General features: G+C 68.1%; 12 protein-coding genes. All 12 read right to left on the bottom strand.

The window, feature by feature from the left end; translation table 11 throughout:
- Positions 1-121 precede the first annotated feature (121 nt).
- Positions 122-508, bottom strand: coding sequence for a 4-carboxymuconolactone decarboxylase (gene pcaC, locus IAE58_RS18365; protein ID WP_199933247.1), 387 nt, complete (start codon positions 506-508; stop codon positions 122-124).
- Positions 509-529: 21 nt separating this feature from the next.
- The gene (gene pcaD / locus IAE58_RS18370) at positions 530-1,318 is read right to left on the bottom strand and encodes a 3-oxoadipate enol-lactonase (protein WP_199933248.1); all 789 of its coding nucleotides are present in this window, start codon (positions 1,316-1,318) and stop codon (positions 530-532) included.
- Between the two features lie 26 nt (positions 1,319-1,344).
- Complete coding sequence (locus IAE58_RS18375) at positions 1,345-2,688, bottom strand: 3-carboxy-cis,cis-muconate cycloisomerase (protein ID WP_199933249.1); 1,344 nt, start codon at positions 2,686-2,688, stop codon at positions 1,345-1,347.
- 78 nt (positions 2,689-2,766) lie between these two features.
- Entirely contained in the window at positions 2,767-3,330 is a 564-nt protein-coding gene (pcaG, locus tag IAE58_RS18380) for a protocatechuate 3,4-dioxygenase subunit alpha (RefSeq protein WP_199933250.1), read from the bottom strand.
- A gap of 4 nt (positions 3,331-3,334) precedes the next feature.
- Complete coding sequence (pcaH, locus tag IAE58_RS18385; RefSeq protein ID WP_108752850.1) at positions 3,335-4,045, bottom strand: protocatechuate 3,4-dioxygenase subunit beta; 711 nt, start codon at positions 4,043-4,045, stop codon at positions 3,335-3,337.
- 78 nt (positions 4,046-4,123) lie between these two features.
- Positions 4,124-5,332: a 3-oxoadipyl-CoA thiolase gene (pcaF, locus tag IAE58_RS18390; protein WP_199933256.1), complete on the bottom strand. Its 1,209-nt coding sequence runs from the start codon at positions 5,330-5,332 to the stop codon at positions 4,124-4,126.
- A gap of 7 nt (positions 5,333-5,339) precedes the next feature.
- The gene (locus IAE58_RS18395) at positions 5,340-5,987 is read right to left on the bottom strand and encodes a 3-oxoacid CoA-transferase subunit B (protein ID WP_108752849.1); all 648 of its coding nucleotides are present in this window, start codon (positions 5,985-5,987) and stop codon (positions 5,340-5,342) included.
- Positions 5,984-6,664: a 3-oxoacid CoA-transferase subunit A gene (locus IAE58_RS18400; RefSeq protein ID WP_199933251.1), complete on the bottom strand. Its 681-nt coding sequence runs from the start codon at positions 6,662-6,664 to the stop codon at positions 5,984-5,986. Before IAE58_RS18400 ends, IAE58_RS18395 begins: the two co-directional genes overlap by 4 nt.
- 171 nt (positions 6,665-6,835) lie before the next feature.
- Complete coding sequence (locus IAE58_RS18405; protein WP_199933252.1) at positions 6,836-8,155, bottom strand: MFS transporter; 1,320 nt, start codon at positions 8,153-8,155, stop codon at positions 6,836-6,838.
- A gap of 52 nt (positions 8,156-8,207) precedes the next feature.
- Positions 8,208-9,095: a type I 3-dehydroquinate dehydratase gene (gene aroD / locus IAE58_RS18410; RefSeq protein ID WP_199933253.1), complete on the bottom strand. Its 888-nt coding sequence runs from the start codon at positions 9,093-9,095 to the stop codon at positions 8,208-8,210.
- Positions 9,095-10,387 carry a carbohydrate porin gene (locus IAE58_RS18415; protein WP_199933254.1) on the bottom strand — a complete coding sequence of 431 codons (1,293 nt, stop codon included), beginning with the start codon at positions 10,385-10,387 and terminating at the stop codon, positions 9,095-9,097. Before IAE58_RS18415 ends, aroD begins: the two co-directional genes overlap by 1 nt.
- A gap of 22 nt (positions 10,388-10,409) precedes the next feature.
- Positions 10,410-11,921 (bottom strand): right-handed parallel beta-helix repeat-containing protein, encoded by a 1,512-nt coding sequence (locus IAE58_RS18420; RefSeq protein WP_199933255.1) that lies wholly within the window; start codon positions 11,919-11,921, stop codon positions 10,410-10,412.
- Positions 11,922-12,259: the final 338 nt, after the last annotated feature.

Below are 12,259 nucleotides of genomic sequence, written 5' to 3' on the forward strand. Positions count from 1 at the left end.
GGGCGCCCCCCCCCCCCGCGGGGGGGGTATTTGCTCCTTTTTGGCTTGTGCGCGGGCCTGGCCCGGCCGCTACCAGCGCCGCGCTTTGGTAGCGCCGGGCCATGCCCGGCGAAGCTTGTCGTCAGCCCTCGGCCGCCTGCTCTTCCAGGATCGGCTTGGCCAGCGCGAAGGCGTGGTTGGCCGCAGGCACGCCGCAGTAGATGGCGGCCTGCAGCAGCACTTCCTTGATCTCTTCCGGGGTCACGCCATTGTTGCGTGCCGCGCGGATATGCAGCTTGAACTCTTCGTCGTGGCCCAGCGCCACCATCATCACGATGGTCAGCAGCGAGCGGGTGTGCCGCGGCAGGCCGTCGCGGGTCCACACCGTGCCCCATGCCGTGCGGGTGATGAATTCCTGGAATTCAGTCGTGAAGTCCGTGCGCGCCTGCAGCGAGCGTTCCACATGGGCTTCGCCCAGCACCTGGCGGCGTACTGCCAAGCCGGCTTCGTAGCGTTCCTGTTCGTCCATCGTCGTCTACCTGTGCAAGTGTCAGTGCGTGGCCTGCGCCAGATGCGCGGCCAATGCAGCGGTGAAAGCCTGCGGTGATTCCAGGTTGCAGATATGCCGGCCGGCCACCTGCGCATACGCGCCCTGCGCAGCACCGCTGGCAATGGCCTGCAGATCGGCCGGCACGCAGACCGGGTCGTCATCGCCGGCGATGGCCAGCAGCGGCACCTGGACGCGTGCCAGCACCTCGCGGAAGTCGGCCGTGCCCACCGCGTTGCAGCAGCCCACGTAGCCTTCCACCGACGTGGCCAGGAAGCGCTGCAGGATGTCTTCCACCAGGCTGGCATGGGTCTGTGCGAAGCCGGCCGTGAACCAGCGCTCGCGCGTGCCATCGACCAGCGGCAGCAGGCCGTCGTGCTGCACCTGGGCGATGCGTGCCTGCCAGCTTTCGGCGCTGCCGATCTTCGCGGCGGTGGCGGCCACGGTGAGCGTGCGCAGGCGGTTGCCGGCATGCACGCCCAGCCACTGGCCGGTCAGCCCGCCGATGGACAGCCCGCAGAAGTGGCTGCGCTCGATGCCCAGGTGATCCCACAACGCCAGCACGTCGGCGCCCAGCTCGGCCACGCTGTACAGGCCCGGCGGCGCGCTGGACTGGCCATGGCCGCGGCGGTCATAGCGCAGGATGCGGTACTGCGCAGACAGCGCCTGCACTTGCGGCGCCCACATGCCCAGGTCGGTGCCCAGCGAGTTGCAGAAGGTCAGCCAGGGGCCGTCTTCACGGCCCTCGGTCTGGAAGTGCAGGCGATGCTGCGGAAGCTCGAGAAACGGCATGCTGGCTCCAGCGAAGTACGTGGGGATCAGGCGCGTGCAAGCACGCGGTCGATCCAGGTATCGGCCATGCCGCGCCAACTGTCGGCGGCGAACAAGGCATCGAGTTGTCCAGCGGAAAGCTGCGCGGTCACCTCGGGCATCTGCGCCAGCACCGCACGCAGGTGCTGCGATTGGCCCAGTGCGCGCTGCGCGGCCTGTTCCACCAGCGCGTGCGCGGCGGCCTTGCCGATGCGCTCGCCCAGGGTGACCGCTATGGCTTCGGCATAGAGCAGGCCGCCATGGCTGTCCAGGTGCTGCAGCATGCGCGCGCGATCCAGTTGCAGGCCCTGCACCACCACGGTGACCTGGGCCAGGCTGCCGGCGCACAGGCGCACGATCTCCGGCACGGTTTCCCATTCGGCATGCCACTGCCCGGCCGCACGTTCGTGCGGTTGCGGCATGGCGCTGTACAGCGTGGACAGCAGGCCCGGCACACGGGTCGCGGCAGCAATGGCCGCCACGCAGCCCACCGGGTTGCGCTTGTGCGGCATGGCCGACGATCCGCCCTTGCCCTCGCCTGCCGGTTCGAACGCCTCGGCCACTTCGGACTGCATCAACAGCACGATGTCGGTGGCGATCTTGCCCAGGCTGCCGGTCAGCAATGCGAACGCGCTGCCCAGCTCGGCCACGCGATCGCGTGCGGTGTGCCAGGGCAGTGCCGGCACTGGCAACCGCAGTTCCTCGCCCAGCGCCTGGGCAACGTCCAGGCCACGGTGCTGCAGTGAGGCCAGGGTGCCGGCGGCACCACCGAACTGCAGCACCAGGGTGTCTTCGCCCAGGGCCAGCAAGCGGCGCTGGCTGCGTTGCAGGGCATCGAGCCAGCCGGCGGCCTTCAGCCCGAAGGTGACCGGAACCGCCTGCTGCAACAAGGTGCGGCCCGGCAGGCCAGTACCGCGCTCGGCGTCGGCCAGCTGCGCAAGCGCCGTACACAGCGTCTGCAGGCGCGACAGCACGTGCTCACGGGCGGCGCGCAACTGCAGCACCGCACCGGTGTCGATGATGTCCTGGCTGGTGGCGCCCCAGTGCACCCAGCGCGCCGCCTCGGCGTCGTTGGCCTTGACCTGCGCGGTCAGTGCCTTCACCAGCGGGATGGCCGGGTTGCCGGAAAGCGCGGTGGCGGCTGACAGCGCGCCCACATCGTAATGGGCTGCATTGCAGGCCGCCTCGATGGGGGCCACCGCCGTCTGCGGAATCACCCCGCAGCGCGCCTGTGCGCGGGCCAGCGCGGCTTCCACATCCAACATGGCCTGCAGCCGCGCCACATCGGTAAACACCGCGTCCACGGCAGGCTCGCCGAACAGGCCACCAAGCAGCGAAGGAGTCTGGTTCATCAAGGAAGATCCTTCCGGGGTTGTCCCAGCTTACCCGCGCCGGCGGTGACCGGCGTGGGCAAGCGACAGCCCGGGCGTTCAGTAGGCAAAGAACACGGTCTCGTCGGGGCCCTGCATGCGCACGTCCCAGTGGTATACGCCCTGGCCCTGCGCCTGCGCGACCAGGGTGTGGCGGCGCTCGGCCGGCACCAGCGCCAGGATGGCATCGTCGCCATTGCTGGCTTCGTCACTGAAGTAGATGCGGCCGCGGGTGGCCTGCAGCAGGCCGCGCATGAACACCAGCACCACCAGGTGCGGGGCCTGCGCTTCACCGCGCAGCCCCGGCACTCGGCCCGGCTTGACGGTGCTGAAGGCAAAGCGGCCCTGGTCGTCGGTCGGCACCCGGCCCCAGCCATCGAAGCTGGGATCTTGATCGTCGCGGCGCGGGTCTTCGGCATGCGCGTAGATGCCCTGTGCGTCGGCCTGCCAGATTTCCAGCACGGCATCGGACACCGGCACGCCCTCGCCATCGAACACTTGGCCCTGCACCTGCACACGCTCGCCCTGCGCCTGCGCCGGCGCGATGTCGACGCGGTACAGCGGTTCCAGGCCCAAACGGTAGTACGGGCCGACGGTCTGCCACGGAGTGGATTGGAAGCTCATGGTCTTACTCCCACACGGTCATCTTGCGACCGCGCAATACGATGTCGAAACGATAGCCCAGCGCGAATTCATTCGCGGTGGTTTCCCAGTCGAACGAGGACACCATGCGCTCGCGGGCCTTGGCGTCATCCACGCAGTTGTAGATCGGATCGAACGCCAGCAGCGGGTCGTTGGGGAAGTACATCTGGGTGACCAGGCGCTGGCCGATGCCTTCGCCGTGCAGCGAGAAGTGGATGTGCGCCGGGCGCCAGGCGTTGTAGTGGTTGCGCCACGGGTAGGCGCCCGGCTTGATGGTGGTGAAGCGGTAGCGGCCTTCGCTGTCGGTCAACACCTGGCCGGTGCCCTTGAAGTTCGGGTCCAGCGGTGCGTCGTGCTGGTCGCCCTTGTGCAGGTAGCGTCCGGCGGCGTTGCACTGCCACACCTCGACCACCGAGTTGCGCACCGGCCGACCGTTCTCGTCCAGCACGCGGCCACTGACGATGATGCGCTCACCCAGCGGCTGGCCGGGGAAGCCAGCAGTGAGATCGGCGGCGTGCGCGCCCAGGGTGATGCGGTTGATGCTCGGCCCCGTCACTTCGGAAAGGGTGACCGGAATAGCAATCGGATCGGTGCCCGGGCCGCGCTTGGCGGTACTGGCATACGGCAGGTGGATGCGCGGTGGCTGGCTGCCGGGATACGGCTTGCGGTAGCCGCGCAGGTCGGTGGGATCGCTCATGGCGTACTCCTGTTGGCGAGCGGCCCGAGGGCCGCGGCTGTCATACTGGTTACGGGCAGATTACGGAATGCGAGGGGGTCACACGCGCTCAATGGCCAGGGCCACGCCCTGCCCCACGCCGATGCACATGGTGGCCAGGCCACGGCGACCGCCGCTGGCTTCCAGCTGGCGCAGCAGGGTCAGCGCCAGGCGCGCGCCGCTCATGCCCAACGGATGGCCCAGCGCAATGGCACCGCCGTTGGGGTTCACGTGTGCGGCATCGTCGGCCAGGCCCAGCTGTCGCATGCAGGCCAGGCCCTGCGAGGCGAAGGCTTCGTTCAGTTCGATGGCATCGAAATCGGTGATCGACAGGCCCAGCCGTGCCATCAGCTTCTGGCTGGCCGGCACCGGGCCCATGCCCATGATGGCCGGCTCCACGCCCGCGCTGGCGAAGCCGAGGATGCGCGCGCGCGCGGTCAGCCCCAGCGCCTTGACCTGTGCGCCCGAGGCCAGCAGCAGTGCCGCCGCGCCATCGTTGATGCCCGACGCGTTGCCGGCGGTCACCGTGCCCGGCTGGCGGAACAGCGGCTTCAGTTTGGCCAGTGCTTCGGCGGTGGTATCGCCACGCGGGTGTTCATCGCGGTCGACGGTCACGGTCTCGCCGCGCTTGCGGCCCGGCACATCGACCGCCACGATCTCGCCCTCGAAGAAGCCACGCGCCTGCGCCGCGGCGGTGCGCTGCTGGCTGCGCAGGGCGAACGCATCCTGGTCGTCGCGGCTGATGCCGTAGCGCTCGGCAACGTTCTCGGCGGTCTGGCCCATCGTTTCCACGCCATGCAGTTCACGCAGGCGCGGGTTGATGAAGCGCCAGCCCATGGTGGTGTCTTCGATCTGCTGGTCGCGGGCGAACGGCGAGGCCGCCTTGCCCATCACGAACGGTGCGCGCGACATCGATTCGACGCCGCCAGCGATGGCCAGGCCCAGCTCGCCCGCAGCGATTCCACGCGCCACGGTACCGATCGCATCCAGCCCCGAACCACACAGGCGGTTGATCGTGCTGCCCGGCACGCTTACCGGCAGGCCGGCCAGCAGCAGGCTCATGCGCGCCACGTTGCGGTTGTCTTCGCCGGCCTGGTTGGCGCAGCCCAGGTAGACATCCTCGATCAGCGCCGGGTCCAGCTGCGGGTGACGCGCCAGCAAAGCCTTCAGCGGAATCGCGCCCAGGTCATCGGCGCGAACGCCGGACAGCGCGCCGCCGTAGCGGCCGATCGGGGTGCGGATGCCATCGACGATGTAGGTCTCGTGCAGGCTCATCTCAGGCTCCTTCGGCCAGTGCCAGCGGCAGGCCGGTCAGTTCACGCAGTTGTGCGATGTCCATGCCTTCCACCATCTCCAGCACGGTGGCGCCGTCGGGGCCGAGGTCGAACACGGCCACATCGGTGTACACGCGCGATACGCAGCGCAGGCCGGTAAGCGGGTAGCTGCAGTCGGCCACCAGCTTGCTTTCACCCTTCTTGGTGAACAGGTCCATCATCACGAAGACCTGCTTGGCGCCGATGGCCAGGTCCATGGCGCCGCCCACGGCAGGAATGGCATCGGCCGCACCGGTACTCCAGTTGGCCAGGTCACCGTGCACCGACACCTGGAAGGCGCCCAGCACGCAGATGTCCAGGTGGCCACCACGCATCATCGCGAACGAGTCGGCATGGTGGAAATAGCAACCCCCGGTGAGCAGGGTGACCGGCTGCTTGCCGGCATTGATCAGGTCCGGGTCTTCGTGGCCGGGCGCCGGCGCCGGGCCCATGCCCAGCAGGCCGTTTTCCGACTGCAGGAAGATTTCCTTGTCGGCAGGCAGGAAGTTGGCCACCGTGGTCGGCAGGCCGATGCCCAGGTTCACGTAGGCACCTTCGGGAATATCGCGGGCCACGCGCGCGGCCATCTGTTCGCGGCTGAGCTTGTTCATGCCTGTACTCCTGCTGCGGCCACCGGCACCACGCGCTGCACGAAGATGCCGGGCGTCACCACCGCTTCCGGGTCCAGTTCGCCCAGCGCCACCACCTCACGCACCTGCACGATCGCGCAGCGTGCGGCCATCGCCATCAGCGGGCCGAAGTTGCGCGCAGTCTTGCGGTAGACCAGGTTGCCCCAGCGGTCGCCGCGGTCGGCCTTGATCAGCGCAAAGTCGGCATGCAGCGGATATTCCAGCACGTAGTGGCGGCCATCGATCTCGCGCGTTTCCTTGCCCTGGGCAAGTTCGGTGCCGTAACCGGTGGGAGTGAAGATCGCGCCCAGGCCCGAACCGGCGGCGTGGATGCGTGCGGCCAGGTTGCCCTGCGGCACCAGCTCCAGTTCGATCTCGCCGGCGCGGTAGGCGGCATCGAAGTGCTGCGAATCGGCCTGGCGCGGGAAGGAGCAGACGATGCGGCGCACGCGCTTGTGCTTGATCAGCGCGGCCAGGCCGGTATCGCCGTTGCCCGCATTGTTGTTGATGATGGTCAGCTCGCGCGCGCCCTGCGCGATCAGCGCATCGATCAGCTCGTCGGGCATGCCCGCGGTACCGAAGCCACCGATCATCACGGTGGCCCCATCGTGGATATCGGCCACCGCTGCTTCGGCGCTGGCCACGGTCTTGTCGATCACTGCATTGCTCCTTGCCCTGCCCTTCGCTGGTACCTACCAGCGCGGCGCACGGCCACTGCGACGGGAAAACATGACGCGGACATGGTGCGCACAGGCCCCTGCCCGGTCAATCCGATATTCGGCCATTCAATCCGATAATCGCACATTGCCTACATGGCTCCGCAAGGCGGTTCAACGCCGGTTCTGGCCCACGCCCACGCGCAGCCCCAGGCACGCCCAGGCGGCCAGCAGCAGCGGCAGCGCGCACAGCACATACAGCGCCGGCGGCGGCCAGTGGCCATCCACCAGCACGCCCACGGTAAGCGGCGACAGAATGGCGCCGACCCGGCCGATGCCGATCGCCCAACCCAGGCCGGTGGTGCGCACCTGTGCGGCGAACACCACCGGTGCGGCGGCGTACAGCCCTGCCATGGCAGCAAACAGCGCGGCACCAATCACGAAGGCCAACGGGAAGGCCACGTTCAACTGCGTGTTGAACGCAGCAAAGCCCAGCATCGCCACCATCGCCAGCAGCAGCGCGCCTGCGGTCAGGCGGGACAGCGACCAGCGCGAGGCCAGCCAGCCGAACAGACTGCCGCCGACGATGCCGCCCAGGTTCAGCAGCACGCCACCGGTGATGCCCTGCTGCGCCGAAACACCTGCAGAAACCAGCAGCTTCGGGGTCCAGCTAAGCACGAAGTAGAACGCGAACATGTGCAGGAAGAACGCCAGCGCGATCAGCAGCGCGACGCGGCGCAGATCACCCACGAACAGCGCGGCGTAGCCCTGCGGCTGGCCCTCACGCACCGGTGCCGGCGGCAGCGCCTGCAGCGCAGGCATCTGCATGCGCGACAGCAGCGCGTTCAAGCGCGCCAGCGCATCGGTCGGGCGCCGTGCCACCAGGAAATCCAGCGATTCGGGCAGGCACTTGAGCACCAGCGGGATGCACAGCAGCGAGGCACCCGCGCCGATCAGGAACACGCTGTGCCAGGACCAGTGCTGCAGCATCCAGGCCGCCAGCACGCCACCGGCGGTGGCGCCAATGGGATAGCCGGTTGCCTGCAGGGCCACGGCGGTGCTGCGCCACTTGGCGTTGGCATACTCGGCGGTGATCACCCCCACACCGGCCAGCATGCCGCCAATGCCGATGCCGGTGAACACGCGCAGCGCGCCCAGCTGCCAGGCGTTGCCGGCCAGCGCCGACAGCGCCATGCCCGTGGTCAGGATCAGCAGGCAGCACACGATCATCGGCCGCCGGCCCCAGCGGTCAGCCAGCGGCGCCAGCAGGAACGAGCCCAGCGCCATGCCGACCAGGCCGGCACTGAGCATCAGCCCCAGCACCTTGCCCGACAGTTCCCAGTCCGCCGACACGTGCGGCGCGGTGAAGGCCATGACCATCACGTCGAAGCCATCGAGCATGTTCAGCAGCACGCAGATGGCAATGGCGGTCCACTGGAAGGGACTCATCCGTTCCAGGACGAGCGGCGGTGCAGCGGCGGAGGCGTGGCTCATGGTGCGGTTTCCTGCTACAGCGTGAAGCGGCGGAACATCCGGCGTGGTGGTCTCAGCGACCGGCCTGGCTGGAAGCGTGGATGACCTGCAGGACGTCCTGCAGTTGTTCGACTTCAACCTGGCCCGGCGCCGACGGCGTGCCGATCATGCCGAAGGTCAGGGCCTGGCCGAAGGTTTCCCCGGCCAGTCGCGAGACCACGCCGGTGCCGCCCATCGACATGGTCAGCAGCGGCTTGTCACTGCGCTGGCGTACCTGCCAAGTGGCTTCCAGCAGGGCAAGCACATCGCCGGCGTCGCGCGGCATCACCGCGATCTTCAGCACGTCCGCGCCCATCGCCTGCTGCTTCAGCAGGCGCGCGACGATCTCCTCGCGCGGCGGCGTGGCCTGGAAATCGTGGTTGGACATCACCACCTTCACCCCGGCCTTGTGCGCCTGCGCCACCAGCGCCTGCACCACGTTCGGGTCGCGGAACATTTCCACATCGATCAACTGGGCAAAGCCACCGCGCAGCAGCGTGGCGTACAGCGCGCCGTAGTCGCGGTCACTGACCGCCTTCGCACCGCCTTCGGCCTTGGTACGGAAGGTGACGATCATCGGCTTGCCGCCCAGCGTGGCCTGGATGCGCTTGCCCAGCGCCACCAGCTTGCTGCCATCGGTGGCGATATCCAGGTAATCGATGCGCCATTCGGCGAGGTCGGTGTGCGTGCTGGCGGCGATGGCCGCGGCCTGCTGCAGAGCGAGTTCGGCACTGGCACCGGTAATCGGCACGATGGTGCGTGGACTGCCCTCGCCGATGCGCAGCGAGCCCACCTGCAGCACCGCCGGCGGCGGCGCGGCCAGGGCCAACACGGGGGAGGTGCACAGCGCACCGGCGAGGACAAGGGAAGCAAACGGAATGCGCATGGCAGTCACCAGGGCGTGGAAGGAGCGCGCGGCCATCAGAAGGTCACCTTGGCCTGGACACCCACGGCCCAGGCGTTGTCGGTGCCGCTGTAATTGAACGTGCCGGGATTGACGATGTACTGCACGTCGGGGCGGATCATCAGCCACGGGTTGAGCTGGAAGCTGTAGGACAGTTCGAACAGCTCCTCGGCCTGGCTGAGGTTGTACAGCGGCGAATCCACCGGCACGCCACCGGCGGCCAGCGAGGCACGGCGCGCATCCACCAGGCGGTCGTTGATGTCGGCGCCCACGTAGCCCAGCGCGATGCTGTCCTGCGCCCGCGAACCAATGCCCTGGTACACGCCACCCACTGCATACCAACGCTTGATCTGCGCGGTGTCGGCGTCGGACACCATGTACTGCGCGAAGGCCGTCAGGCCGCGGCTGGGGTCGGCCGACTCCTGGGTCAGGCGCTGCTCGGCCAGCACGTAAGCGCCGTGGCGGCCGGTGGTGGGCGAGGTATCCAGGCCGCGCTGGTCCACGCGCGAGGTGTCGTAGTAGCCGCCGAACTTGTAGACGCCGGCGTAGCGGCTGCCCTTGGCCGGCGTCCAGGTCACCTCCACCGGGAACAGCGAACCGGTGGTGCCGGAGGCAAACGGGCGGAACGCATTGCGTTCGATGTTGCCGCCCAGGTTCGGATTCACCTGGAACCAGCCGGTGCGCACGTTCAGCGCCGGGCTGACCTGCTGCGCCACTTCACCGCCCCAGCGCGCCACCGGGTAGTTGTACCAGCCGCTGTTGCCTGACATCGCCAGCGGGTGCGCGCAGAACGCCGCATTGACGAAATGGGTCAGCAGGCTGTGCAGGCCGAACTGGTTGCCCATCGCGTAGTAGCCCAGCTTGTAGTACGACTGGCCACCGTTGAAGGTCTGGTCGTAGCTCAGTTCGGTCAGCCGGGTGTACTGGCCGCCGTAGGCTTCCTGGATCGGGAAGCGGTTGCCGACCAGATCGGCCGAGGTGCTGCGGCCACGCCGGTCGTTGAGCGTGAAGTGGAAGGCACCGCCGTCCCAGCCAGCCAGCTTGCCCATGTCCAGGTCCATGCCCACGCGCACCTGCTGCGCATAGCGGGCGCCGGTTTCACCGTAGCCACCATCCACCACGCCCATGGCCTCGCCCACGTAGTCGCCGCGGAAGGCAATGCCGCGCTCGTACAGATCGGTGCGGGTACCGCCCCAGTCGCCGGTGAGCGTCTTGCCCGCGTAGCGGTTGCTGGATTGCGCGCTGGCGACGGCCGGCAGCAGGGCCATCGCGGCCAGTACGGTCAGGGAAACAGGCTTTGCACGAATCATGGTCAGGGTCTCGGAAAGGTGATCAGCGCAGCGACAGCGGCGCGCTCAGGGGGGACGTGGCGCCCTGCGGCGAGGTGACCGTGGCGGTCACACCGCCCAGATCCGCAGCATCGGCGCCATTGCCCAAGGGGAAGGTGAAGGTGCCGTTGCCCTGGCTGTCGGTACGCGCCTGCACGATGCCCAGCACGCGCTCGGCTTCGCTGCCGTTGGCCGCACGGTTGCCGAACACTTCCACCTGGTAGTGGCTGTCCGGCTGGCCGTGGAAGCTGCCGGTCACGGCGCGCTGTGCGCCCTTGCCCTGCACGGCCACCAACTGCGGCGCCGCCTGGCCCAGGTTGGCCAGCGGCTGGCAATCGGCCTGGCCGGCGGCGGTGCAGATGCGCGCACGCTTGGCCGGATCGTTGTCCACGCCGCGCCCGCGCGAGCCGACGAAGCTGGCATGTTCCAGCCCCGGCACACCGAACACGATGGCGCCGCGCGGCTGGCCCTTCACGCAGGCGCCGCCGGCTTCGCAACGCTCGATCGGCAGACCGTTGCCGAAGATGCGGTTGGCGGTGAAGCGGTTGGGTGCGCTGACCGGCTGCGGGCGCACGCCAATGCCGATGCCGTTGCCGGTGATGGTGTTGCCATCAACCACGTTGCCGCCGCCGGTGATGCTGAGCCCGATCGAGTTGCCGGTGAAGGTATTGGCCGCGATGTAGTTGCGGTTGCCCCAGTTGATCTGCAGGCCATCGGAGTAATCGACGAAGCGGTTGTGCACCACGCTGTTGTCATTGCCCCACAGGATTTCGATGCCCTGCGACGGTTCCGGGTTGGCCTTGGTGGACTGGAACAGGTTGTCGGCCACCAGGTTCCAGGCCGCGCCGCGGGTCAGTTCCAGGCCATCGCCGTTGTCCAGGAACACGTTGCGCACGATGCGGTTGTGCACCGTGGTGGTGGCGGTGGACTGGCCCTTGCCATCATCGCCGGTGAGCATGATGCCGGCACCGCCCTTGTTGGCGACGATGCGGTTGTCATGGATTTCGCTGTGGCTGGCGCGGTTGATCAGCACGCCGATGCAGAAGTTGCGGATCTCCAGGCCGGTCAGTTCGACGCCCTGGGTGTCGCGCAGCACCAGGCCTGGCAGCGTGGTGGTGCGCACATTGGTGCCGGACTGGCCCGGCTCTGCACCCGGGCAGGCATCGGTGCCGGTGCCGGTCACGTAGGCCGAGCCATCGATGGCCACGAACTGGCCGTCGCGTGCCCACGGCGTGCCGACAATCTGCACCGGGCCCTTGATTTCCGGCAGCGGCGAGGCCGGCTTGATCACGTACGGGGCAGCGCCCACCGCATCGATTTCAATGCGGTAGCGGCCCGGCGTGGCGTTGGCGGTGTTGATGGCCCAGCGCAGCGAGCCGGCGTTGCTGTCGTCGGCGTAGCGATCGACACGCAGCACCTGCAGCGCTTCACGCGGGGGTTCGGCCTGGTAGGCCAGCGCCAGCGACGGCAGCAGCGCAAGCAGGGACAGGGAAACGACAGACAGACGACGGCACATGCGATCACTCCGCACAGGTGAAAGAGATCCAACGGTCTTCCCCTGCACCTGGCTTCAGCACCGTGACCGATGCTGCCCTCGCCCCGCCAGGGGTGGATCGCTTGGACTGCTATGAAACTGCGGAAGTGAAATTAGGTTTATCGCACTGCACCATTCAAGTGCGGTAATCGACTGCGCGTGCGAATATCGCACTGAATAGGTAATACGTTGGTTGTAGGGGGGGTCTTTGCAGGGCTTGCAGCCCTGCACCTGCTCAATGCAACGGCAACGGCGAAAGCAACAGCAACAGCGGCATTCCGTGGGATGGCGGGGCGGTGTCGGATTGCGGGGACGCCGCA

This window comes from Stenotrophomonas sp. S49, from assembly GCF_016624905.1.
In the GTDB taxonomy this organism is placed as follows: Bacteria; Pseudomonadota; Gammaproteobacteria; order Xanthomonadales; family Xanthomonadaceae; genus Stenotrophomonas.

Coding starts and splice junctions, on each gene's coding strand:
- pcaG (WP_199933250.1), bottom strand. CDS start 3,330: ATGAGCTTCCAATCCACTCCGTGGCAGACCGTCGGCCCGTACTACCGT.
- pcaD (WP_199933248.1), bottom strand. CDS start 1,318: ATGCCGTTTCTCGAGCTTCCGCAGCATCGCCTGCACTTCCAGACCGAG.
- pcaH (WP_108752850.1), bottom strand. CDS start 4,045: ATGAGCGATCCCACCGACCTGCGCGGCTACCGCAAGCCGTATCCCGGC.
- IAE58_RS18395 (WP_108752849.1), bottom strand. CDS start 5,987: ATGAACAAGCTCAGCCGCGAACAGATGGCCGCGCGCGTGGCCCGCGAT.
- IAE58_RS18375 (WP_199933249.1), bottom strand. CDS start 2,688: ATGAACCAGACTCCTTCGCTGCTTGGTGGCCTGTTCGGCGAGCCTGCC.
- IAE58_RS18420 (WP_199933255.1), bottom strand. CDS start 11,921: ATGTGCCGTCGTCTGTCTGTCGTTTCCCTGTCCCTGCTTGCGCTGCTG.
- aroD (WP_199933253.1), bottom strand. CDS start 9,095: ATGGCCGCGCGCTCCTTCCACGCCCTGGTGACTGCCATGCGCATTCCG.
- pcaC (WP_199933247.1), bottom strand. CDS start 508: ATGGACGAACAGGAACGCTACGAAGCCGGCTTGGCAGTACGCCGCCAG.
- IAE58_RS18415 (WP_199933254.1), bottom strand. CDS start 10,387: ATGATTCGTGCAAAGCCTGTTTCCCTGACCGTACTGGCCGCGATGGCC.
- IAE58_RS18405 (WP_199933252.1), bottom strand. CDS start 8,155: ATGAGCCACGCCTCCGCCGCTGCACCGCCGCTCGTCCTGGAACGGATG.